This is a genomic window from Shimia sp. R9_3 (genome assembly GCF_017743755.1).
In the GTDB taxonomy this organism is placed as follows: Bacteria; Pseudomonadota; Alphaproteobacteria; order Rhodobacterales; family Rhodobacteraceae; genus Shimia.
On the sequence record NZ_JAGHRP010000004.1, the window covers coordinates 443,890 to 465,512 of the forward strand.

A 21,623-nucleotide genomic window follows, 5' to 3' on the forward strand; every position below is an offset into this window, starting at 1 on the left:
CTTTAGTCCTGTCTTAAGTCTTCAAGTTTGTCGGCCCACCACTGGGCAAGCTTGACGCGCTCCTCCCAATGCTGGCCTCGTGCATAGGCGCGGCGAATTTCGTTTTTCTCGAGATGCGCCAAAGCGCGTTCGATGGCATCAGGATGCCAAAGCCCGGATTCATTCGCCAATGTCGAGAATACAGCCCGAAACCCATGCGCGGTCATTTCTTCTTTGCCATACCCCATCCGACGCAAAGCTGCATTGAGTGTATTGTCACTCATCGACCTTTGTGCGGAGCGTATAGAGGGAAACACAAGCTTTCCCCAACCTGTCAGCTCCTTGAGATGGGCCAAAATGCCCAGCGCCTGGTGCGGCAGCGGAACAACATGCTCTCGACGCATCTTGGTGGGTTCTAACGGAATGGTCCAAGTGGCCCCTGCTTCATCGAACTCGTCCCAACTAGCAAGCCGCAGCTCGCCGGGGCGCACGGCGGTGATCGAGAGGAGCTGCAAAGCAAACCTTGTCGCTCTTTGCCCGGAGAAGTCATCAATAGCACGCATCAGAGCACCGACTTCTTTAGGATCGGTGATCGCGGCCCTATGCGTGACCTTATGCTGAATCAGAGCATCCTTGAGCCCAAAGGTTGGATCATTATCAACTTTGCCCAGCGCAATGGCATAGCGAAAAACGGCCCCAGCTGCGGAGCGCATACGTTTGGCGCTCTCGTGATTGCCTTTCTTCTCGACTTTGCGCAGCGGCACAAGAATGTCTTGTGCAGTGACCCGGCTAATGGGCATGTGCCCTATGTCGGCGTTGAGCAACCTGTGGAACCATTCCGTCTTCACAAGCGTCGCTTCTGCACGCCCCTCCTTGCGTTTCTTGTCCAATAGTTCGGCCGCCAACAGCGCGAAGGTGTCATTTTGCAGCGCAGCTTCATTTATCTGCTGCTCTTTGCGCTGCGCTGACGGATCGACACCGCTTGCCACACAACCTCTCGCTTCATCCCGACGCTTACGCGCTTGCGCCAAAGTCACATCTGGATATTTGCCCAGCGCGAGCAGCTTCTCTTTACCATGCAGTCGATACTTGAAGCGCCATAGTTTGCTGCCGCTCGGGTTCACCAAAAGGTACAGCCCATCAAAGTCCGCGCGCTTGAAGGGTTTGGCTTTGGGCTTGAGTGCCCGAATCTTAGCATCGCTCAAAATAGTCATGGGGGTATCTTCCAAATTGCTACACGGCACGTACCCCCAGAGATACCCCCGATTGAGGCAGACTTGGCTGGACGTGGCAGGACAACATGGAACAAGACCAATAGAAAAAACCTGCAAATACAGGCTACTATCAGACTAGATCGGACGCAATTGGAAGATTAAGTGGTGCCCCCACACGGACTCGAACCGCGGACCTACTGATTACAAATCAGTTGCTCTACCAGCTGAGCTATAGGGGCACTGACGCTTCCTCTAAGGGTTTGGCGCGGGAGCTGCAAGAGGTTTTTTTAGCGATTTGCGCGGGCCAGCAAACCAACCGCCACAAGCCCCACCAAAACGATCAAAATCGCCCCCGGGCTGGCGTCGCCAAGGTTCTCCAGACTGGCCTGCTCATGCACCCTTGTGGCCAATGTATCAAAGTTGAAGGGCCGCAGCAGCATCGTCGCCGGAAGCTCTTTCACACAGTCCACAAACACCAGCAGAAGCGCGGAGCCGATGGAGGCCCGCACCAGCGGCAGATACACCTCCCAGAGCACCTTAACGCGGCTACGGCCTAACGAGCGCGCCGCCATTGGCAGGCTTGGGGCGACTCGCCCCATCGCGCCATCTGCGGCCCCTTGCGCAATCGCGAAGAAGCGCACGCAATAGGCCAGAATCAGGGCAAATGATGTGCCGGTCAAAAGCAGCCCTGAGGGGCCGCCTGTGACCGCTTCCACCAAATCGGCCAGAGAGTGGTCGATGGTCGCCAGCGGGATCAGAATCCCTACGCCAAGCACGGCGCCCGGGGCGGCATAGCCTATGGTGGTGATCGGCAGCAGCAGGCGTGGCAGGCTGCGGCCAGAGAGGCGCACGCCATAGACCATGAACACCCCTGCGGTCACCGTGACAAAGGCCGCAATGCCGCCCACACGCAGCGTGTTATAGAGCGCGGTCAAAAGCGCGGGATCCTGCCAGCGCTCCAGATTGCCAATCGCCTGATGGGTGATCACCGCAAAAGGCAGCACAAAACCAATCGCAAAAGGCAACAGACAGAAAAGACAGGCCAAGGCGCTGGCCGGTCCGGTCAGTTGCGCGCGTTCTGGCGCGCGGTGCCGGGTGCTGAGGCTGAAGAACTGCACCTTGCGGCGGCTGATTTTCTCCATAGTGACCAGCACAATCACCAGCATCAGCACCACGCTGGAAAGCTGCGCCGCGCCACCTGCGTTGTTGCTTTCCAGCCAGACGCTGAAAATCCCTGTGGTGAGGGTCTGCACCGCGAAATAATCCACCGTGCCAAAATCATTAACCGTTTCCATCATCACGATGGCGGTCCCGGCAGCGATGGCCGGGCGCGCCAACGGCAGACCAATGCGCCAGAACCGGGCAAAAGCCCCTGCCCCAAGCGATCTCGCCACCTCTTCGCCGGCTCCGGATTGCTCGCGAAACGCAGCCCGCGCCAGAATATAGACATAGGGGAAAAGCGCGGCAGACAGCACCAAGATCGCCGCCCCCATGGAGCGGATTTCCGGGAACCAGTAGTCCCGGCTGGTCTGCCACCCAAACAAGGAACGCAGGCCGGTTTGCACCGGGCCCGCATATTCGAGAAAATCCACCAACGCGTAGGCGCCCACATAGGCCGGGATCGACAATGGCAACAGCAGCGCCCATTGGATCCAGCGCACCCCGGCAAAGCGGTAGCGTGTCACCAGCCAGGCGGTCGTAGCCCCCATGGTGGCGGCCAGCGCCCCGACCGACACCATCAGCACCAAAGTGTTGCGCATGTAGCGTGGCAAGGTGGTGGACAGCAGATGCGGCCAGATGTTTTCCGCCGGATGAAAGGCAATCCACACCACCGCCAGGATCGGCGCCAGCACAACAGCGGCAATCACAAATGCCCCTGCCGACCAAGGGTCCACCATAGGCAGGCGCTTGGGCTTGCCACCGGGGACTGCGAGGGCCGGATCAGCGCCGGAAGAGGTCGAGGGAGCGGGAGTTTTCACGGTGTATTCCTTTTTCGCGCCCTTCTGTTGCCTGAATCTGGTTTCACTGTCCAGAAACGAAGCTATACTTGTGCCAAGCACAATCCAAAAACGAAAAAGAACATGCAGATTGTCCTACATGCGGGCGCGCACTACACAGACGAAGGCAAACTCCTGGGCAGCTTGAACCAGAACAAGGCGCTGCTGGCCGATCACGGCATCGCTTTGCCGCCGCCCAGCACCTATCGTCGTCAGATCCGCGACACGCTGGGAGAGATGAGCAAATCCGTGATGGCAACGGATTTCAAAGGCGCGGTCATGTCCGGCATGATTGGTGACGCAAAGCCTGACCGGCTGATCCTGTCCAACGACAATTTCTTCGGCGTGCCCCGCCGCGCCATCCGCAACAACATGCTGTTTCCCGCCGCACCGGAACGGCTGCGCACGATGTCTTCGCTGTTTTACGGCGAGGATATCGAGATCTTCATCTCCATTCGCAATCCGGCCACCTTTGTACCCGCGCTGGTCAAAGCTTCGCCCAAGCACAGCATCGAGGAAGTCACCGACAATTGTGACCCGCTTCAACTGCGCTGGTCAGATCTGATCCTCAATGTGCGCGAGGCCGTGCCGCATATGCCGGTCACCATCTGGTGCAACGAAGACACCCCGCTGATCTGGGAAGAGATTTTGCGCGAAATGGCCGGGCTTGATCCCAACACGCCAATTGAGGGTGGCACGTCGCTTTTGCAAAACATCATGAGCGAAGAGGGCATGGCGCGTCTGAACACTTTCCTTGCGGAGCACCCCGGTCTCACCGAGATTCAGAAGCGCCGGGTCTATGCGGCGTTTCTGGATAAGTTTGCGCTGGAAGATGAGATCGAAGAAGAGCTCGACCTGCCCGGTTGGACCGAGGCGATGGTGGACGCCATGTCAGACGCCTATGACGAGGATGTCTTCCGCATCGAGCGCATCCCCGGCGTGACCCTGATCCACCCGTAAGCCAATCGACGCGCTCAAAAACAAAACGGCCCCCAAAAAGGAGCCGTTCCAATCCGTGCAAACTCTGCGACTGCGCAGGTTACCCCATGCCAAGCGCCGCTTTGTACATGTCGATCACCGCCTCTTGCTCGGCAATGTCGTTTGGGTCCTGCTTGCGCTCGCGCAGTATAGTGCGGATCGCCTTCACATCAAATCCACGGCCCTTCATCTCAGCAAAGACCTCTTTGATCTGCTCAGACACTTCTTTCTTTTCTTCTTCCAAACGCTCCACGCGCTCGATGAATTGCTTCAGCTCCTGACCGGTGACGCTGTATTGGGAGTCTGACGATGTGCCTTCGCTCATAAGTGACCTCTTGTCTTGCCTGATGCGCGTGTTCGGGACCTCCCGCAACACCCACGACGCCTGCTCAGACGCCAATTAATAAGGCTCGTATAGACCGCAAAGCGCGCCGCCATGCAAGGGGCACTCCGCGCGCATCGGCCAATTCTCTCGCAACATGCGGCCTCTGTCCCGGTTTGTCGCACAAGGCGCGCCCATGCTTGATCCCTGCCCCACAATCCGCTAGGCGCTTTTCACGGCTGACGCGGCCCCAACGGCCCGGCCTCGCAATTGAAGGAACACCACATGCAATGGATGATCTGGGGCGGCGCCCTCTTGTCGCTGATTGGTCTGCTGGGCCTCATGCTCTCCATCGTGAAAGTCGCCAAGGCCAAACGCGCGGGCCTCTCTGACGAAGAGCTGCGCGCCGCAGTTCAGAAGGTTGTCCCCCTCAACATGGGCGCGCTGTTTCTTTCCGTGATCGGGCTCATGGTGGTGATGGTCGGAATTTCTTTCTCCTGACCGCCGCCCCCAGCGCCATCGCGCTCAACAATTTAGCGAGCCAAATCCCTGCGCCTCTTTGATCAGCTCATCAAATAGTGGCTCAGGCTGCCAATATTCGGCATCCCCTTCCGCGAGAACCCGCAGCTGCGTGCGCAGCGGGATCAGCCCCAACTGATCGCTCGCCATCATCGGCCCACCGCGCCAGCGCGGAAAACCGAATCCATGGATCATGGCCACGTCAATCTCCGCAGGCGTTTTCACAACGCCCTGCCGCAAAAGCTTGGCGCCGGCATTGGCCATGGCCGCAAGACAACTGCGTGTGATCTCCGCCTCTTTGGTGCTGGTCTTGGGCAAGGGCCGCGTGTCTTCGGCCAGCGCCACCGCCAACAGATCGCGGGCGGCCTCATCAGCCTCTCCCAGCGGGTGCTCCATCGAATAGAGATACCACCCTTTGCGCATATCGCGCCCTTCGCGCCCGTTGCCATAAAGCGACGCTGACAGGCTGGCCCCGGCAATGCGCAACCCCGGTGCATTCAGCCCCAAAGCATCCGCCACCTGAAACGGCCCCCGCGCCATGCCCCAACCCAGCATCACCCGGTCGATCTCATAAGGGTCGGCCCCAAGGCGCAAAAGCTCCTCTGCCGCGCGGATACAGGCTCCCATCAAGGTCTGTCCGACAAGCCCGGCCTGCGCCTTGGCCGTCACGGGAAAAAAGCCCATCTTGCTTAGCGCCTCAACACAGGTGGCCATCGCGGCGGCGCCGGTCTGTGCCCCGGCCCCGATCTCCACACCGGCAGTGCGCAGGTAGAGGTTCGGCACGTAAAGGCTTAAAAGATCTTCCGGATTCTCCGTCGCGCTCGCCAATGTCTCAAGCGGGGCAGCGGGGTCATGCACCACAATGAGCGCACCCTCATCTACAATGCCGTCGAGCTGGGACACCAACTGTCGCGACACTTCCTGCCCCAGCCCCACCGCTTCGATCACCATATCCGCCGCGCTCAGCGCCACCAGATCTTGGGGCGTCGACAAGGCCGCCCGCATGGCATCTGCCTGCGCGCCTGAGACCTGCCCGCGGTCCGTCTGCCGGTGCAGCACCGCCTCCAGGCGCTTTTGCGCCAGATCGAGTGCGGCAGGCACCTGCGCCACCATCACCACCTCAAAGCCGGAGCGTAGCCCCGCCAGCGCCAGCTCCGCGCCCAGTCGGTCACGCCCGACAATCACACCAAGCGTCTTGATCTCCCGAGGCATTTCCTCCAGCAGCTCTGACAAGCGCACCTCTCGGCGCTCCGCCAGTGCCACATGCTGCAATGCCGCGCGCTGCTTGCCGTTCAGCAGCTCTTCAAAACGGTCCCGCTCAAAATCCAAGCCGACGTCAAACGGCAACAACGGCGCAACCCGCACGCATTCCACAATCGCATGCCCCGCATCCTGCCCCTGCGCGGCAAGACGTTTGCGCCAGCTTTCAATTGATTTCTGATGTCCGGCAAAGTCGCTGATCTGCTCAAACGCCTCCCGTGTGGGCCTCGCTGGTTTGAACTGGGCAATACAGGTCAGCGCAAAAAGAACCGTGGCTTCCTCGATATCGCCCTCAGCCACTTCATCCACCGCGCCTTCCAGCCCTGGTGCGTTTGCAGGCATCAACGCCCCCGCCAGCAACAGCTTCAGCGCGGCATCCGCGCCAATCAATCGCGGCAACCTTTGGGTCGCCCCCGCGCCGGGGATCACCCCAAGCGCCGCGTCCGGCATGGCAAATTGCGCGGTGTGATGCGCGACGCGGTAGTGACATGCCAGCGCAAACTCCAACCCGCTGCCCACAACTGCGCCGCTCAATCCGATCACCACCGGTTTACCCGCCGCTTCAACCATGTTGCACAGATCGCTAAGCCGCAAAGGATTTTTGGGTGCACCAATCTCCGCATAATCGCTGCCACCGGCAAAATCGCCCGCTGCGCCGATCAGCGCGATGGCCCCAACCATCTGATCTTCAAGCGCGCGCGCCACAGCCTCCTGCACCGCCTGGCGCACAGGCGCGCCCCGCGCGTCCGATGGCGGCTCTGACAGGGAAAGGATCGCCACCCCGCCCTCAATCCGATAGTCTAGCAACTGCGTCATGCCTCAACCCTGACAATCTTATGGTGCAAGTCTTTGTGTTTTCAGAGTTTAGCGGCCTGCCCCTCTCACGCAAGCCTGAGATCGCCGCCGCGCATTTTTTGACAGCAAATAGACCTGCACACCACTCTTGAAACACATGCAGTTTTTATTATATGTGCATCCTATGGAGGAATTCTAATGAAGCCAGACGTCACCGCCTTCTTTGATGATGCGACCAACACTGTCTCCTTTGTGGTCAAAGACCCGGAAGGCAGCGCCTGTGCCATCATCGACAGCGTGCTGGATTTTGACCACGCCGCCGGGCGGACCGATACCAAATCCGCAGATGCGATCATTGCGCACATCAAAGCCAACGCGCTGAAGGTCGTCTGGATCTTGGAAAGCCACGTCCACGCCGATCACCTCTCCGCCGCCCCCTATCTTCAGGAACAGCTTGGCGGCAAAATCGGCATCGGCAAAAACATCACCCTCATTCAGGACACCTTCGGGAAAATCTTCAACGAAGGCACCGAATTTCAGCGAGACGGCTCGCAGTTTGATCAGCTCTTCTCAGAAGGCGACAGCTTCATGATCGGCCAGATGCGCTGTGACGTCCTGCACACTCCGGGCCACACACCGGCCTGCATGACCTATGTGATTGGCGATGCGGCCTTTGTGGGTGACACGCTGTTCATGCCCGATTTCGGCACCGCCCGCTGTGACTTCCCTGGCGGCTCGTCTGAGGATCTTTTTCACTCGATCCAGAAAATCCTCTCCCTGCCGGATGACACCCGCATCTTTGTTGGCCACGACTACAAAGCGCCGGGGCGCGATGAATTTGCTTGGGAAACCACAGTCGCCGCGCAGAAAGCCAACAACGTGCATGTGGGGGCCGAGGCGGATCAGGCAAGCTTTGTCGCCATGCGCGATGCCCGCGACGCCACGCTTTCGATGCCCAAGCTCATCATCCCCTCGCTGCAAGTGAACATGCGCGCAGGCCAGATGCCGGAACCGGATGAGGATGGCGATGTCTACCTCAAGGTCCCCATAAATAAGCTTTGACCCTCAAGGCACTTTAAGAAAAGGAAAACACATGTTGAACGCGATCCCCGCCGATTGGCTTTGGGGGCTGGCTGGCGGCCTGTTGATCGGCGCCGGCGGTGCAGTCTTTCTACTCGGCAATGGCCGCATCATGGGCGCAAGCGGCATCCTTGGCGGGCTGGTGGACGGCTCCGGACGCAGCAATTGGGCGGAACGGGCGATCTTTCTGTTGGGGGTCTTCGCCCTGCCGCTTTTGCTGCTGCCTGTGGCGGGACCGGTCGACACCCATGTGACCCAGAACCTGCTGGTGCTGGTTGCCGCCGGTCTTTGCGTGGGCATCGGCACACGTATGGCCAATGGCTGCACCTCCGGCCACGGCGTCTGCGGCATCTCCCGCCTGTCGCTGCGCGGGATTGTGGCCACTGTGTTCTACATCCTCGCAGGCGGGCTGACCGTCGCGCTCTTCCGCCATCTTCTGGGAGTGATCTGATGCCCCGTTTCCTGCTCGCGTTTCTCGCCGGTGGCCTCTTTGGCACGGGCCTCTTTCTCTCCGGCATGACCGACGCCGCCAAAGTTCAGGGCTGGCTCGATGTTTTTGGCGCATGGGATCCAACACTCGCATTTGTGATGGGCGGTGCGATCATCCCCATGGCGATCGCCTGGCGCATCGCTGAAGGGCGCAAGCCACTGGTTGGCGGCACTTTCCCCAAACCGCCAGAGCCCAAACTTGGCCGCAATCTTGTTGTGGGATCTGTGCTTTTTGGGGTTGGCTGGGGACTGGCGGGCCTTTGCCCCGGCCCCGCAGTGGCCTCGCTCAGCTATGGTGGTTGGCCGCATTGGGTGTTCTTTGCCGCGATGATCGCTGGCATGATCCTCACCCCATTTGCGCGCGCGCAGCTAGACAGAGTGGTTCCTGCCGAGTAATCAATCCGCATGGATATTCGTCAGATCACCGACCGCTTCTTTGCCGCGCCTCAGATTGACGCAGCAGACTTCGCCGCCCTTGCCGATGCTGGCTTTGGACTTGTCATCAACAACCGGCCCGACGGCGAAGTCGGCCCGGACCAGCACAGCGAAACCATGCGCGCCGCAGCCGAGGCAGCTGGCCTGAAATATGTGGTCAACCCGCTGACCATGGAAACCATGACCGAAGACCGTCAGGCGCTTCAGCGCGACAGTCTTGCGGATTGCGAAGGCAAAGTTCTGGCCTACTGCCGCTCCGGCACGCGCTCCACAATCTGCTGGGCGCTGGCACATGCGGGCGAGATGGCCTCTGAAGACATCGTCAACGCTGCCGCGCAGGGCGGCTACGATCTCTCCGGTCTAAAACCGCATCTCGAACAGATCAAAAACAACAAATAAGCATTTGCTTAAAAACAGAAAAGCCCCGATGGATCGGGGCTTTTTCTTTCGGTATACGGCCGGACTTATGTGCCGGAGAGATCCAGATCCGCCAGCGCCATCGGGTCGCCGATATCATCTGACCCCAGATTGATCAGATCATCCAGATCGTCCAACCCGCCAAAATCTTCCCCGCTGTCCGCATCCAATCCGATGCCACCCATGGAATCCAGATCCGGCAGATCGCCGCCAAGATCAGGCAGACCACCACCATCAAGATCGGGCAATCCGCCGCCCAGATCAGGCAGGTCCCCACCCATGTCCGGCATACCGCCGTCCAGATCAGGAAGGCCGCCGCCGCTCAGGTCAGGCAGGGCCGGTGTGTCCATATCAGGCATGCCACCCATGGCAGGCAAATCGCCGCCCATATCTGGCATACCGCCCATTGCAGGCATGGCAGGCTCATCCATTCCGGGCAGACCGCCCATATCAGATGCGCCTGCAAGACCATTCGTCAGACCGCTCGCCAGCGCCGCGCCAGCAAGCCCCGGCACACAGACCGCACGCATCCCGTCGAGCTGACCGATGCGGGCATCCGCGATCACCTCACCACCCAGCGCTTCGAGCTTGGCGGATTTGATCGGGTCTTCCGGCAGTTTCAGCACATCGCCAACCTGCAAGCCCTGAATTTGCGCAATCGGCATGGAAACCTTGCCAATCACCGCATTCAGCGTGGTGGTTGCCTGTTTGACCGTGCTCTGGAATTTCTCAGCACCGGATTTCTCTTCCTCGTCACTGCCTTCAACAAGCACTTCGATGTCCGGGAAAATCCACGCCATGGTGCCGGTTTTCTTGCCATGCTCCAGCGTGATGTCCATCACGAACATATGGTAGTCCTGCGCCATCATGCCCAGCGACAAGGTCCGCCGGTCCGCCACCATCGCGCCAAACTTGTAGTGCTGCAGCCATTTCGGCGGCTCGCCCTCTTCGCCCAGATTGCGGACAAACCGCATCAGCGCATCTTCCATCAGCGGGGTGATCAATGCGGCATCCACGCGGGTCGGCACACGATCCACGACCGGCTTGGGGATCACCTGCCCCAGCGTCTGAAATTCCACCAGCCCGGCAAGCACCTGCATATCCACCGCCATGGCACCGGGCTCACCATTCTGCCCTTCCAGAATGGCCAGCAGCGATTCTTCATCGAGAATCTCCTGCAGCGCACGGTGCGGCAGCGTGGTGTGGGTCACCTTGGTCACATCAAGCGCCAGATCGAGCCCCTTCTCAGCAGCCTTGGCCAGCCCAAGCCGCATGGCTTTTGTCGGCGACATCGCCCGTGCCTGATGCTCGGTGCTGCCGTCCGTTGCCTTACGTCTGAGAATGGAGCTGCCTTTGGTCTCGCCCATGTTCATCACTGCCATATTTGTGGATCCGTTCCATGGCAGATTTGCCCCAATAAGGTTAACAGCCTCTCTACGAAGCCGCTAAAACGCCTTCAAAAACCGGTCATTGTGCCGCGAGCGCTGCGGATTGTGGCAGGATCACCCGAAAGGCTGCGCCACTCTGCCCGGGCAGGTAGTCCACAGAGCCGCCCAGACGGGTCATAATCTCTCGGCAAATCGCCAATCCAAGCCCCGCGCCGCTGACTTTCTGCTCACCAGTCCGGGCGAATTTTTCAAAGATCACCGCCTGATCCGCTTTGGAAATGCCGCTGCCATTGTCGATAAAATCAATCACCAGCTGCCCCTGCCCGTATTGCACCGAAATATGCAGCTTCGGCGTTGGCGCATCACAATATTTCTGAGCGTTTCCAATAAGATTGATAAAGACCTGACTGAGGCGATCAAGGTCGGTGGTCAGGGTCACTTTCTCCGACAAGAGATCGCGCATCACCCGAAGTTCGACGGTCTGATTGCCCGTCAGCGCACTTGACAGCGCATGATCAAGCACATCGCCCAGCACACCGGTCTGTTCATTCAGGCTCACCTGTCCGTTCTCCAGAACACTCAGATCCAACAGATCATCCAGCAGCCGCGTCAGGCGGATCGCCTCATCGTGGATGATCGAACTGTAACGCACCTTTTCCTTCGCACTTAGCCGGTCGCTATCGCGCAAAATCTCTGAAAAGGCGCGGATAGAGGTCATCGGTGTGCGCAACTCATGGCTGACCTGACTGAGGAAGGCATCCTTCTGTTCCGAGATCTGCGTGAGCTTCTCATTGGCCTGCCTCAGCTGCCGTGCCGTGCGCGCCTGCTCCTCAGATTTCGCCTCAAGCCGCGAGGAATATTCCATCATCTGCGCGGTCTCATCCGCCACCGCCATCAGGTCTTCCACCGACACAGAGGCACCGCCCACAATCTGCCCGATCATCGCATGGGCCGTCGCCGCGCCCACAGAACCCGCCAGCTCACGCTCCAGCACCGCAAGGAAATCCGGTGACGGCTCGGGCACCAGCCCGCTCAAGCCCTGCCGACGCGCCTCGCGCTCAAACAACCGCTGCGCCTCCCGCGCGCCAATGATGCGCTGCGCCATCACCATCAGGTCTTCACTCTGCGCAAGGCTCCCGCTCCAGCTCTGCGGCGTGCGGCTGTGCTCAAACACATTCACAAACTGCGCTCCCTGCAGCCGTTCAAGCGGCGAAGGAAAGCCTACCAGCGAAGCAATGAAAAAGCTCAGCGTGTTCAGCAGCATCGACCAGAAGATCGCATGCACCAGCGGGTCCATCCCCGTGATGCCAAAAAACGCCTGTGGCCGCAGCCAGCCAAGCCCAAACGGCCCCTCTGTCAGCACCGCAGTGCCGATCAGCGTTCCGGTCCCAAAGCTGGGCAGCAACAGCGTATAGGCCCAGATCAGAAAGCCCACGCTCAGGCCCACAAAGGCGCCGGTGCGCGTGGCCCCGCGCCAGAAAATCCCGCCAATCAGCACCGGCAGGAACTGCGCCACACCGGCAAAGGAGATCAACCCGATAGAGGCCAGCGCCGCCCCTCCGCCGGACAGGCGGAAATAGAGGTAGCCCAGAAAGACCACAGCGGCGATCGAGATCCGGCGCGACAAAAGCACCACATGGCGCACATCGCCAGACACCGTTGCGCCCCCGCTTTGCGCGCTCAGCCAAATCGGCATGACAATGTGGTTGGATACCATAGTGGAAAGCGCCAGCGCGGCGACAATCACCATCGAAGTTGCGCTGGAAAACCCGCCCAGAAACGACAGCATCGCCAGCCCGTCATTTCCCGTCGCCAGCGGCACGGTCAGCACAAAGAAATCAGGATTGGCTCCGGGCGGCATCATATCAAGGCCAACCACCGCAATCGGCACCACAAAGAGGCTCATCACCATCAGATAAAGCGGAAAGGCCCAGCTTGCCGTGCGCAGGTGATCCTCGTCCTCATTCTCAACCACCATGACCTGAAACATCCGCGGCAGACACAAGAACGCGGCCGCCGAGAGGAAGATCAACGTCGCCCAGCGGTCACCGCGCATGTCCCACTGACCGATCTTGCTGGCATCAATCCGCTCGAAAATATCGCTCACGCCGCCCGCAACGCCCCAGACCACAAAGGCCCCCACGGCTAGAAGCGCGAAGAGTTTGACAATCGCCTCCACCGCAATCGCCATAACCACCCCATGGTGGCGCTCATTGGCATCAAGGTTGCGCGTGCCAAAGACAATTGTGAAAAGCGCCAGGCCGCAGGCCACCAGCAGAGCGTTGTTGCCGTGATTGATTTCCGTCAACTCCGCGCCGTAAGCATCTGAGAAAACACCAAAACTCACGGTGACTGACTGAAGCTGCAGCGCGATATAGGGCGTGGTGCCAATCACCGCAAGAATGGTTACCCCAACCGCGAGCATATTGGATTTTCCGTAACGCGAGGAGATCAGATCCGCAATCGAGGTGATGCGCTGACTGCGTCCGATGCGCACCAGTTTGCGCAGCAGCCACCACCAGCCGATCACCACCAGCGACGGCCCGATATAAATCGTCAGATACTCTAATCCTGAGCGCGCGGCGTAGCCAACTGCGCCATAAAACGTCCAGGCGGTGCAATAGATGGACAGGGATAATGTGTAGATCAGCGGGCTGCGCAGCCAGCCGCCTTTGCCGTTGAGCGCCGCACGCTCCGCACCAAAAGCCACCGCAAACAGAAAGGCGACATAGATCAGGCACACGCCGACGAGGATGTTTAACGCCCCCATCAGCGCCCCCCGCCTTCCTCCTGCGCATCACTGCGTTTCATCAGAAAGGCAAACCAAGCCCCGAGCAGCACAAGCGCAAACCAAACCAGAAAGATATAGATGATGGCGTCCGAGCTGGCGACGCTGCCCGCACCATCCTCAGGGGTCGGCCACAGCAACGGCACCGCCCACAGCACAGCGCCCACCACAGGCACCATGCGAACGGTGTCAATCAACCTGCGGCGGCGATAGCTCTGCCGCTCCAGAAACGGGATATTGGGCCGATCGCTCATTGAGCCTGCTGCTCACCCACCACCAGCTCCCGCACGGCATCCAGCACTTCGGCATTGGAAAATGGTTTGGTCATGAACCGGCTTGCGCCTGCGCGCGCGGCCATCTCACGATCTTTGACCTGCCCTTTGGCTGTCAGCATCAGCACCGGAATGCCTTTGGTGAGCTCAGCCTCACGCAGCTCCCGCAGAATGTCATAGCCATTCTTGCCAGGCAGCATCACATCCAGGATCACAACATCCGGCAACGCCGCAGTCACCACGCCAACGGCATCATGCCCGTTGGAATGGGTCGACACAGTCCAGCCGTCCCGCGACAGGATAAAGCTGATTGCTTCGATGATATTGGGCTCATCTTCAATGACGAGAACATTCTTGCCCATGCAGCCTCCCCTCCCCGAAAGTCCACAAACGGTGGTCCATTTTTAGCGTGCGCTTGGCAAAAGCCAAGAGGATTTCTTGCGTCATGATCTCGCAGCCAAAAGTGAAGGCTCCCGGCGGCCGTCACAGACCTCCAGCGGACAGACCCGACAGGAGGATCCAACCGGGGCCCCGGTGTCATCTTTCACGTCCAGCGGAACGATCAACATATATGCGTGATAGAGCGGTGCGACATTCACCTGAATCTGCCCAACAGGCTCAGAGACAGCATAACAGTCAAAATCCCGCGCCTCCCGGCCCGCCATGGTCAGCCGTTGCCGCAGCGCCTGCATCGGACGTGACAGCGCCTGAAACAGCGGCCACTTCGGGCAAGCGCCGGAAAATCTCGGGATCGCAAAGCCTTCCACCGGTTTGCGCAACATAAGTGTGCCAGACGCATCCGCCATCACAAGCCCCAACGGGCGCTCAAGCAGCGCATCAGAGACCGCCGCCAGCCGCCGCAACACGGCGCTCAGCGACGCGCCTGTTTCGCTGACAAGCCAGGTCGGCTCCACCATACCGTCTTTCAAATGACGCGCGAGCATCTCCATCGGCAAATCCCGCGCATCCGCCCGCAGCTGCCGCACCACGCCCAGCGCCATGTCCCGCGCCGCCTCTGTGGTCAGCAACGGCTGATTGGCAACAAAAGCCTGCAAGGTTTCAAACGAGGCTTCGCCCAGCGCATCAAACTGAAAGTCATGGGCCTGCAACATGGCCTCCACCTCCTCCAGTGGCAGCGTCATGCCCGCCCGCGCATCGCCCGCGTCATCCAGATAAGACACCAACTGCTCCGCCCCTTCGGCAAGCCGTTGGCTGTCTTCGTTCAGGTTGCGGTGAAACCGGTTGCGCCACTCCGGCTCAATCTCCTTGGTTTCCGCCAGAATACCCGCCGTTGAGCGGATTGCCGTCACCATGGTCAGCATCTCATGCACCGAGGTCGCCAGATGCGGATCATGCGTCAGCCGGTCGGTCAGCGTCGCCGCCGTATGTTCCAGACTGCGCAGCCTCTGGTGCTGCTCCGCGATCAGCGCCGCAAACCCGGGAAAACGTCCGGCAAATTCATCGCTGCGCGCCACCTCGGGTGAGGCCCCCTGCGCATCTGCCGCCGCCTCCCGCAATGTGGCCAGCAATGCCGCCTCCGCCCCCTCACTCAGCAAAGAGGGCTCCACATCCAGCGCCTTGGCGATGTCGTTCAGCAACTTCCCGCCGATGCGACGCCGGTTATGCTCGATTAAGTTGAGGTAGCTCGCAGAAATTCCCACACGGTCAGCAAGTTCCGCTTGTCGCACCTTTGCAACCAAGCGCCGCTCACGTATACGGCTCCCCGCCAATCCGCTTTGTGGCATCACGTCCTCCCCGACGTTTCGCTTCAAAAACAATGACCTTCTGCGCCGCAGAATAATTTGTTTACAAATTGCTGCGCAGCAGTGCGAATTACTTTACAAAAAAATTGTTACAAGAAAAGCAGTTGTTGCGAAATTTTCGAGCCGCCTTCGATAATGAAACTGCACATCTGTGCGCGCGACGTCCGGGGAAGAGGAGCCCCTGTCGCACTTTACATAACGGGAGGATTATATGTCCAAAAGCAACTTTACACGTCGTGGCTTGCTTAAGACGAGCGCTGTTACCGGCGCCGGTCTGGCTCTGCCAACCATCTTTACGGCGCAGTCTGCTCACGCGTTCACCAACGAACCCACCGGCGGCACCGTGACTCTGGGCTTCAACGTGCCACAGACCGGTCCATACGCCGACGAAGGGGCGGACGAGCTGCGTGCCTACCAGCTGGCCGTTGAGCACCTCAACGGCGGCGGCGACGGCGGCATGATGAACACCTTCAGCTCCAAGGCGCTGCAAGGCAACGGTATCCTCGGCAAGAAAGTCGAGTTCGTCACCGGCGACACCCAGACCAAATCTGACGCGGCGCGCGCCTCTGCCAAGTCGATGATCGAAAAAGACGGCGCAATCATGATCACAGGTGGTTCGTCCTCCGGTGTGGCCGTGGCTGTGCAGGCGCTCTGCCAAGAGGCTGGCGTGATCTTCATGGCGGGTCTGACCCACTCCAACGACACCACCGGTAAAGACCGCAAAGCCAACGGCTTCCGTCACTTCTTCAACTCCTACATGTCCGGCGCGGCGCTGGCACCTGTGCTGGCAGGCGCATACGGCAAAGACCGTAAAGCCTATCACCTGACCGCGGACTACAACTGGGGTTACACCACAGAAGAGGCCGTGAAAGCCTCCACCGAAGCCATGGGCTGGGAAACCGTTGCCGCGGTGAAAACCCCGCTCACGCAAACCGACTTCTCCTCCTATATTGCGCCGGTTCTGCAATCTGGTGCCGACACGCTGGTTCTGAACCACTACGGCGGCAACATGGTGAACTCGCTGACCAACGCGGTTCAGTTCGGTCTGCGTGACAAGCAGGTGAACGGCAAAGACTTCCAGATCATCGTTCCGCTCTACTCCCGCCTGATGGCGAAGGGTGCGGGTGCCAACGTGAAGGGCATCTTCGGCTCCACCAACTGGCACTGGTCGCTGACCGATGAGGGCTCCAAAGCCTTCGTGAAATCCTTCGGCACCAAATATGGCTTCCCGCCATCCCAGGCCGCGCACACCACCTATGTGCAGACCCTGCTTTATGCAGATGCGGTTGAGCGTGCGGGCTCCTTCGCCCCATGTGCTGTGGCAGAAGCTCTGGAAGACTATGAGTTCGACGGTCTGGGCAACGGTAAGACGCTCTATCGCGGCGCCGACCACCAGTGCTTCAAAGACGTGCTGGTTGTGAAGGGTAAAGAGAACCCAAGCTCCGAGTTCGACCTTCTGGAAATCGTTGAAGTCACCCCGGTTGAGCAGGTCATGTATCAGCCTGATCACCCACAGATGGGTGGCGCAGAAGCCTCTCTGGGCAGCTGTAACAACGGCGCCTAAGCGCTTTTCGGGCGGGCCTTTATTGTGCCCGCCCCTCACGCCTAACCGGCCTCTCCGGACAACATAGGGACGGACCGATGGAAGCAATCATCCTTCAAATTCTGAATGGCCTTGATAAGGGCTCAGCTTATGCGCTGATCGCTCTCGGCCTGACCTTGATCTTTGGCACCCTTGGGGTCGTGAACTTTGCGCACGGCGCCCTGTTCATGATCGGCGCCTTCTGCGCTGTTACCCTCAGCCGCATTCTGACACTTTCTTACACCGTGGTTGATGAGACCAAGACCGACTTTTTGGGCAACCCAGCCAAGGTGGATGTGCCCTACGTCTATGACCTCTTTGGCCAGGCAACGGGCGACGCGATCATTGACTGGGCCGTCCCTCTGTCGATCCTCTTTGCCATTCCGGTCATGATGGTGATCGGCTTCGTCATGGAGCGCGGCCTGATCAAACACTTCTACACCCGTCCGCACGCCGACCAGATCCTTGTGACCTTTGGTCTGGCAATCGTGCTGCAGGAAGTGATCAAGTATTTCTATGGCGCAAACCCGATCCCGACCCCGGCCCCTCAGGCCTTTACGGGATCGTTTGATTTTGGCGCAGCGCTTGGCTTTGACCCCAATCTGATCATCTACCCCTACTGGCGCATCATCTACTTTGTCTTTGCCGCCATCATCATCGGTGCCGTGTTTGCCTTCCTGCAGTTCACCACCTTTGGCATGGTTGTGCGCGCCGGCATGGCGGACCGCGAAACCGTTGGCCTTCTCGGCATCAACATCGACCGCCGCTTCACCATCATGTTTGGTCTGGCCGCCGCGGTCGCAGGCCTCGCCGGGGTTATGTACACGCCGATCAACTCGCCGAACTACCACATGGGCATGGACTTCCTGGTCCTGAGCTTCGTGGTTGTGGTTGTGGGCGGCATGGGCAGCCTGCCCGGCGCCGTGCTCGCAGGCTTCCTGCTTGGCATTCTTGAGAGCTTTGCATCCATGCGCGAGGTTCTGGCAGTCCTCCCAGGCCTGAACCAGATCATCATTTACCTCGTTGCCATCATCATTTTGCTGACCCGTCCACGGGGCCTGATGGGCCGCAAGGGCGTCATGGAGGAATAACCAATGCTCGGTCTCGAAAAGAAAGATTTCCAGCTCCTGCTGGTGGTTGCCGGGCTGACATTGCTGGCACCCTTCATCCTCAACCCCTTCCCGGAAAGCTCCGGCATGGCGCAATTCAACGCAGGCTACCCCGACCTGATGCAGCGCTTTGTGATCTTCGGCATCTTTGCCATCGGCTTTAACATCCTCTTTGGCCTGACCGGCTACCTCAGCTTTGGTCACGCCGCCTTCCTGGGTGTGGGCTCTTACGGCGCGATCTGGATGATGAAGCTCATCTCGCTCAATGTGATCCCTGCGATCTTCATGGGCATTGTCGTGGCTGGCATCTTTGCACTGGCTGTGGGGTTCATCACCCTGCGCCGCTCAGGCATCTACTTCTCGATCCTGACGCTCGCCTTCGCGCAGATGTCTTACGCGCTGGCCTATTCGGTGCTGACGCCGATCACTGGCGGTGAAACCGGCCTGCAGATCAAATCCACCGACCGTCCGCTGCTTTCCAATCTGGAAGAAGGCGAAATCGGTCGTGCCAACCTCTTTGGCATGGACATGCGCGCCAGCTTTGAGCTGAACGTGGGCGATTGGCTCTTCACCTTCAACGCAGGCTACTACATCGCGGCGATTGCGATGCTGGCCAGCTTCTACCTCGCCATCCGCATCTTCCGCTCGCCTTTCGGCATGATGCTGCGCGCGATCAAATCCAATCAGACCCGCATGTCCTACACCGGCCTGAACCCACGCCCCCACACACTGGCAGCCTTTGTGATCTCCGGCATGTATGCTGGCCTCGCAGGCGGCCTTTTGGTGGCGATGGACACACAGGTAGGCCCGGAACGTATGTTCTGGACAGCCTCCGGTGAGGTGGTGCTGATGACCATCTTGGGCGGTGTTGGCACGCTGATCGGTCCGGTTCTGGGCGCAGGTGCGATCAAATACATGGAAAACATCCTTTCCAAGATCAACAAGGACGTTTTGCATCAATGGTTCGCCTTCCTGCCTGATGGTCTTGAGGATTTCGTGATCACCCTGATCTACCCCTTCATTGGCAAAGGCTGGCACCTGACCCTCGGCATCCTCTTCATGCTGGTGGTGATCTACCTGCCTGGTGGTCTGGTCGAAGGCGGCCAACGCCTTGCACGCGCCCTGCGTGGCAAGAAAGCCTCTGATGAGGACGGCCCCAAGGCCTCCACTGAACCCGCAGAATAAGGAGACGGAAAGATGGGAATTCTCGAAGTCAAAGACGTAGGAAAGCGGTTTGGTGGCCTTCAGGCACTCTCAGACGTGAACCTCTCGGTCAAAGAAAACAGCGTCCATGCAATCATCGGCCCCAACGGGGCCGGGAAATCCACCCTGCTGAACTGCCTTGTGGGCAAGCTCATCCCGGACACAGGCTCTGTCATGTTTGACGGCCAGTCCGTGTTGGGCCGCACCCCGCATGAGATCAACCAAATGGGCATTTCCCGTGTGTTCCAGACCCCCGAGATCTTTGGGGAGCTCACGGTGATGGAAAACATGATGATCCCCTGCTTTGCCAAACGCGACGGGGCGTTCTCGCTGCAGGCCATTGCCAATATGTTCAGCGAGAAGGATGTGGTTGAACGTGCAGAGAGCATGCTTGAGGACATGAACATGGCCGACAAGCGGCACATGCACGCAGCCTCCATGTCCCGCGGGGACAAACGCCGCCTTGAGATCGGCATGTGTCTGGCTCAAGAGCCCCGCCTCCTGCTGCTGGATGAACCCACTGCCGGTATGGCACGGGCCGACACCAACAACACTATCGACCTTCTGAAACAGATTTCGGACGAACGCGACATCACCATCGCCATCATCGAACACGACATGCATGTGGTGTTCTCGCTGGCACAGCGCATCACCGTTCTGGCCCAAGGCACGCCGCTGGTTGAGGACGATCCGGAAAACATCAAAGGCCATCCGAAGGTGCGCGAAGCGTATCTTGGTGAAACCGCTTAAGGGGGACAGAAAACATGAACGTCAAACCCGATTTCTCAAAGGGCCACAATCTGGCCGAAACCGCCCCCGCCTATCTCTCCGTCTGGAACATGGAGAGCTACTACGGCGAGAGCTACATCGTCCAAAACATCAGCTTCAATGTGCACGAAGGCGAAATCCTCGCCCTTCTGGGCCGCAACGGCGCGGGAAAAACTTCTACCCTGCGCTCCATCGCCCGCATGAACGATCCGCAGGTGACGCACGGCGAAATCTGGCTGGATCACCAGCCGCTGCACCTGATGAAGTCTTACGAGGCCGCCGCCGCAGGCATCGGCCTTGTGCCGGAAGATCGTTCCATCATCCCGGGCCTGACCGTGGAAGAGAACATCCAACTGGCGCAGATCGCCCCGCCCATCGGCTGGTCAATTGAGCGTCTTTATGAGCTCTTCCCTCGTCTGGGGGAGCGCCGCAAGCAGGAGGGCGTCACCCTGTCTGGTGGCGAACAGCAGATGCTTGCCATCGCCCGCGCCCTGTCCCGCGACCTCAAGGTGCTTCTGCTCGATGAGCCTTATGAGGGGCTCGCCCCGGTGATTGTGGACGAGATCGAGAAAACGCTCCGCATCATCAAGGAACAGGGCATCACCACCATCATCGTGGAACAGAACGCCGTGCGCGCTCTGGAGCTCGCCGACCGCGCCGTGATCCTTGATACCGGTTCCGTGGTGTTTGACGGCGCCGCCGCCGAAGTCCTCGCAGATGAAGAGCTGCGCGCCGAATACCTCGCGATCTGATCCAACTTCTTAGGGGGGTGTCCGAAAGCCGTACTTGACCTCACGGCGCATCCCCCTAACCTCGCCTCAAATTTGACTTTTCGGGGGGAACCATGTCTGACAAAACCTATGCTCCGTCTGCGGAAATGGCCGATAACGCCATCATCACCGCAGCAAAATACGACGCGATGTACGCGGCCTCTCTGGCGGATCCAGAAGGGTTCTGGAACGAGCACGGCCAGCGTGTGGAGTGGATCAAGCCCTACACCAAGGTGAAAAACACCTCCTTTGCGCCGGGCAATATCGACATCAAATGGTATGAGGACGGCACGCTCAACGTGGCCGCCAACTGCATCGACCGCCATCTGGAAACCCGCGGCAATCAGGCCGCCATCATCTGGGAGCCGGATGATCCCAACGAGCAGGCGCAGTCGATCACCTATGCTGACCTGCACCGCCGGGTCTGCCGCATGGCCAATGTGCTGGAAACCATGGGCGTGCGCAAAGGCGACCGCGTTGTGATCTATCTGCCGA

The 21,623-nt window shown here is 59.5% G+C and carries 21 protein-coding genes and 1 tRNA gene; 12 read left to right on the plus strand and 10 right to left on the minus strand.

All coding sequences use genetic code 11. The annotated features are described in order from the left end of the window. Nucleotides 1-2 precede the first annotated feature (2 nt). The 3 genes from J7412_RS13425 to J7412_RS13435 form a co-directional block, all read right to left on the minus strand. On the minus strand, nt 3-1,193 hold the full coding sequence (locus tag J7412_RS13425) for an integrase arm-type DNA-binding domain-containing protein (protein WP_209079092.1): 1,191 nt from the start codon (nt 1,191-1,193) through the stop codon (nt 3-5). A gap of 163 nt (nt 1,194-1,356) precedes the next feature. Beyond that, nucleotides 1,357-1,432: transfer RNA gene (locus tag J7412_RS13430), tRNA-Thr, on the minus strand. A 48-nt stretch (nt 1,433-1,480) separates the two neighbouring features. Then, nucleotides 1,481-3,091, minus strand: a complete 1,611-nt coding sequence (locus J7412_RS13435; protein WP_209079124.1) for an iron ABC transporter permease — start codon at nt 3,089-3,091, stop codon at nt 1,481-1,483. Nucleotides 3,092-3,274: 183 nt separating this feature from the next. Here J7412_RS13435 and J7412_RS13440 point away from each other — a divergent pair, with 183 nt between their 5' ends. Further along, nucleotides 3,275-4,150, plus strand: coding sequence for a hypothetical protein (locus J7412_RS13440; RefSeq protein ID WP_209063097.1), 876 nt, complete (start codon nt 3,275-3,277; stop codon nt 4,148-4,150). 79 nt (nt 4,151-4,229) lie between these two features. Here J7412_RS13440 and J7412_RS13445 read toward each other — a convergent pair whose 3' ends face one another. After that, nucleotides 4,230-4,493 carry a DUF2312 domain-containing protein gene (locus J7412_RS13445; RefSeq protein ID WP_209063099.1) on the minus strand — a complete coding sequence of 88 codons (264 nt, stop codon included), beginning with the start codon at nt 4,491-4,493 and terminating at the stop codon, nt 4,230-4,232. Nucleotides 4,494-4,775: 282 nt separating this feature from the next. Here J7412_RS13445 and J7412_RS13450 point away from each other — a divergent pair, with 282 nt between their 5' ends. Next, a complete protein-coding gene (locus J7412_RS13450) occupies nt 4,776-4,991 on the plus strand; it encodes a hypothetical protein (protein WP_209063101.1) in 216 nt (71 codons plus the stop codon). Between the two features lie 24 nt (nt 4,992-5,015). Here the strand turns inward: J7412_RS13450 and J7412_RS13455 are convergent, their stop codons facing one another. Then, nucleotides 5,016-7,085, minus strand: coding sequence for an enoyl-CoA hydratase-related protein (locus J7412_RS13455; RefSeq protein WP_209079093.1), 2,070 nt, complete (start codon nt 7,083-7,085; stop codon nt 5,016-5,018). Nucleotides 7,086-7,262: 177 nt separating this feature from the next. Here J7412_RS13455 and J7412_RS13460 point away from each other — a divergent pair, with 177 nt between their 5' ends. Genes J7412_RS13460 through J7412_RS13475 form a run of 4 tightly spaced genes read left to right on the plus strand, consistent with a single transcriptional unit; the run spans nt 7,263 to nt 9,467 of the window. Then, complete coding sequence (locus tag J7412_RS13460) at nt 7,263-8,126, plus strand: MBL fold metallo-hydrolase (protein ID WP_209079094.1); 864 nt, start codon at nt 7,263-7,265, stop codon at nt 8,124-8,126. A 43-nt stretch (nt 8,127-8,169) separates the two neighbouring features. Then, nucleotides 8,170-8,595 carry a YeeE/YedE thiosulfate transporter family protein gene (locus J7412_RS13465; protein WP_209079125.1) on the plus strand — a complete coding sequence of 142 codons (426 nt, stop codon included), beginning with the start codon at nt 8,170-8,172 and terminating at the stop codon, nt 8,593-8,595. Continuing rightward, nucleotides 8,595-9,029, plus strand: a complete 435-nt coding sequence (locus J7412_RS13470; protein ID WP_209079095.1) for a DUF6691 family protein — start codon at nt 8,595-8,597, stop codon at nt 9,027-9,029. Before J7412_RS13465 ends, J7412_RS13470 begins: the two co-directional genes overlap by 1 nt. Nucleotides 9,030-9,038: 9 nt before the next feature. Then, nucleotides 9,039-9,467 carry a TIGR01244 family sulfur transferase gene (locus tag J7412_RS13475; protein ID WP_209079096.1) on the plus strand — a complete coding sequence of 143 codons (429 nt, stop codon included), beginning with the start codon at nt 9,039-9,041 and terminating at the stop codon, nt 9,465-9,467. 65 nt (nt 9,468-9,532) lie between these two features. On the opposite strand, the gene J7412_RS13480 is transcribed toward J7412_RS13475, so the two are convergent. The 5 genes from J7412_RS13480 to J7412_RS13500 form a co-directional block, all read right to left on the minus strand. Continuing rightward, on the minus strand, nt 9,533-10,867 hold the full coding sequence (locus J7412_RS13480) for a flagellar motor switch protein FliM (protein WP_209079097.1): 1,335 nt from the start codon (nt 10,865-10,867) through the stop codon (nt 9,533-9,535). Nucleotides 10,868-10,952: 85 nt separating this feature from the next. Further along, on the minus strand, nt 10,953-13,643 hold the full coding sequence (locus J7412_RS13485) for an ATP-binding protein (RefSeq protein WP_209079098.1): 2,691 nt from the start codon (nt 13,641-13,643) through the stop codon (nt 10,953-10,955). Next, nucleotides 13,643-13,915 (minus strand): hypothetical protein, encoded by a 273-nt coding sequence (locus J7412_RS13490; RefSeq protein WP_209063116.1) that lies wholly within the window; start codon nt 13,913-13,915, stop codon nt 13,643-13,645. Before J7412_RS13490 ends, J7412_RS13485 begins: the two co-directional genes overlap by 1 nt. Then, entirely contained in the window at nt 13,912-14,295 is a 384-nt protein-coding gene (locus tag J7412_RS13495) for a response regulator (RefSeq protein ID WP_209079099.1), read from the minus strand. The genes J7412_RS13490 and J7412_RS13495 overlap by 4 nt, the downstream gene beginning before the upstream one ends. Before the next feature lie 81 nt (nt 14,296-14,376). Beyond that, entirely contained in the window at nt 14,377-15,678 is a 1,302-nt protein-coding gene (locus tag J7412_RS13500; protein ID WP_209079100.1) for a helix-turn-helix transcriptional regulator, read from the minus strand. Between the two features lie 229 nt (nt 15,679-15,907). On the opposite strand from J7412_RS13500, the gene J7412_RS13505 reads away from it, so the two are divergent. The 6 genes from J7412_RS13505 to J7412_RS13530 all read left to right on the plus strand — a co-directional run. Next, nucleotides 15,908-17,260 carry a substrate-binding protein gene (locus J7412_RS13505; protein WP_209063122.1) on the plus strand — a complete coding sequence of 451 codons (1,353 nt, stop codon included), beginning with the start codon at nt 15,908-15,910 and terminating at the stop codon, nt 17,258-17,260. Nucleotides 17,261-17,337: 77 nt separating this feature from the next. After that, nucleotides 17,338-18,369, plus strand: a complete 1,032-nt coding sequence (locus J7412_RS13510; protein ID WP_209063124.1) for a branched-chain amino acid ABC transporter permease — start codon at nt 17,338-17,340, stop codon at nt 18,367-18,369. A gap of 3 nt (nt 18,370-18,372) precedes the next feature. Further along, on the plus strand, nt 18,373-19,572 hold the full coding sequence (locus J7412_RS13515) for a branched-chain amino acid ABC transporter permease (protein WP_209063126.1): 1,200 nt from the start codon (nt 18,373-18,375) through the stop codon (nt 19,570-19,572). Nucleotides 19,573-19,584: 12 nt separating this feature from the next. Then, nucleotides 19,585-20,340 carry an ABC transporter ATP-binding protein gene (locus J7412_RS13520; protein ID WP_209063127.1) on the plus strand — a complete coding sequence of 252 codons (756 nt, stop codon included), beginning with the start codon at nt 19,585-19,587 and terminating at the stop codon, nt 20,338-20,340. Between the two features lie 14 nt (nt 20,341-20,354). Further along, entirely contained in the window at nt 20,355-21,110 is a 756-nt protein-coding gene (locus J7412_RS13525) for an ABC transporter ATP-binding protein (RefSeq protein WP_209063129.1), read from the plus strand. 92 nt (nt 21,111-21,202) lie between these two features. Next, nucleotides 21,203-21,623, plus strand: a 421-nt coding sequence (locus J7412_RS13530; protein ID WP_209079101.1) for an acetyl-coenzyme A synthetase N-terminal domain-containing protein, incomplete at its 3' end; no start/stop codon positions are given.

Excerpts from the sequence above, each read along its gene's own strand:
- J7412_RS13425 (WP_209079092.1), bottom strand. The coding sequence starts at position 1,193 with ATGACTATTTTGAGCGATGCTAAGATTCGGGCACTCAAGCCCAAAGCC.
- J7412_RS13435 (WP_209079124.1), bottom strand. The coding sequence starts at position 3,091 with ATGGTGGACCCTTGGTCGGCAGGGGCATTTGTGATTGCCGCTGTTGTG.
- J7412_RS13440 (WP_209063097.1), top strand. The coding sequence starts at position 3,275 with ATGCAGATTGTCCTACATGCGGGCGCGCACTACACAGACGAAGGCAAA.
- J7412_RS13445 (WP_209063099.1), bottom strand. The coding sequence starts at position 4,493 with ATGAGCGAAGGCACATCGTCAGACTCCCAATACAGCGTCACCGGTCAG.
- J7412_RS13450 (WP_209063101.1), top strand. The coding sequence starts at position 4,776 with ATGCAATGGATGATCTGGGGCGGCGCCCTCTTGTCGCTGATTGGTCTG.
- J7412_RS13455 (WP_209079093.1), bottom strand. The coding sequence starts at position 7,085 with ATGACGCAGTTGCTAGACTATCGGATTGAGGGCGGGGTGGCGATCCTT.
- J7412_RS13460 (WP_209079094.1), top strand. The coding sequence starts at position 7,263 with ATGAAGCCAGACGTCACCGCCTTCTTTGATGATGCGACCAACACTGTC.
- J7412_RS13470 (WP_209079095.1), top strand. The coding sequence starts at position 8,595 with ATGCCCCGTTTCCTGCTCGCGTTTCTCGCCGGTGGCCTCTTTGGCACG.
- J7412_RS13475 (WP_209079096.1), top strand. The coding sequence starts at position 9,039 with ATGGATATTCGTCAGATCACCGACCGCTTCTTTGCCGCGCCTCAGATT.
- J7412_RS13480 (WP_209079097.1), bottom strand. The coding sequence starts at position 10,867 with ATGGCAGTGATGAACATGGGCGAGACCAAAGGCAGCTCCATTCTCAGA.
- J7412_RS13485 (WP_209079098.1), bottom strand. The coding sequence starts at position 13,643 with ATGGGGGCGTTAAACATCCTCGTCGGCGTGTGCCTGATCTATGTCGCC.
- J7412_RS13490 (WP_209063116.1), bottom strand. The coding sequence starts at position 13,915 with ATGAGCGATCGGCCCAATATCCCGTTTCTGGAGCGGCAGAGCTATCGC.
- J7412_RS13495 (WP_209079099.1), bottom strand. The coding sequence starts at position 14,295 with ATGGGCAAGAATGTTCTCGTCATTGAAGATGAGCCCAATATCATCGAA.
- J7412_RS13500 (WP_209079100.1), bottom strand. The coding sequence starts at position 15,678 with ATGCCACAAAGCGGATTGGCGGGGAGCCGTATACGTGAGCGGCGCTTG.
- J7412_RS13505 (WP_209063122.1), top strand. The coding sequence starts at position 15,908 with ATGTCCAAAAGCAACTTTACACGTCGTGGCTTGCTTAAGACGAGCGCT.
- J7412_RS13510 (WP_209063124.1), top strand. The coding sequence starts at position 17,338 with ATGGAAGCAATCATCCTTCAAATTCTGAATGGCCTTGATAAGGGCTCA.
- J7412_RS13515 (WP_209063126.1), top strand. The coding sequence starts at position 18,373 with ATGCTCGGTCTCGAAAAGAAAGATTTCCAGCTCCTGCTGGTGGTTGCC.
- J7412_RS13520 (WP_209063127.1), top strand. The coding sequence starts at position 19,585 with ATGGGAATTCTCGAAGTCAAAGACGTAGGAAAGCGGTTTGGTGGCCTT.
- J7412_RS13525 (WP_209063129.1), top strand. The coding sequence starts at position 20,355 with ATGAACGTCAAACCCGATTTCTCAAAGGGCCACAATCTGGCCGAAACC.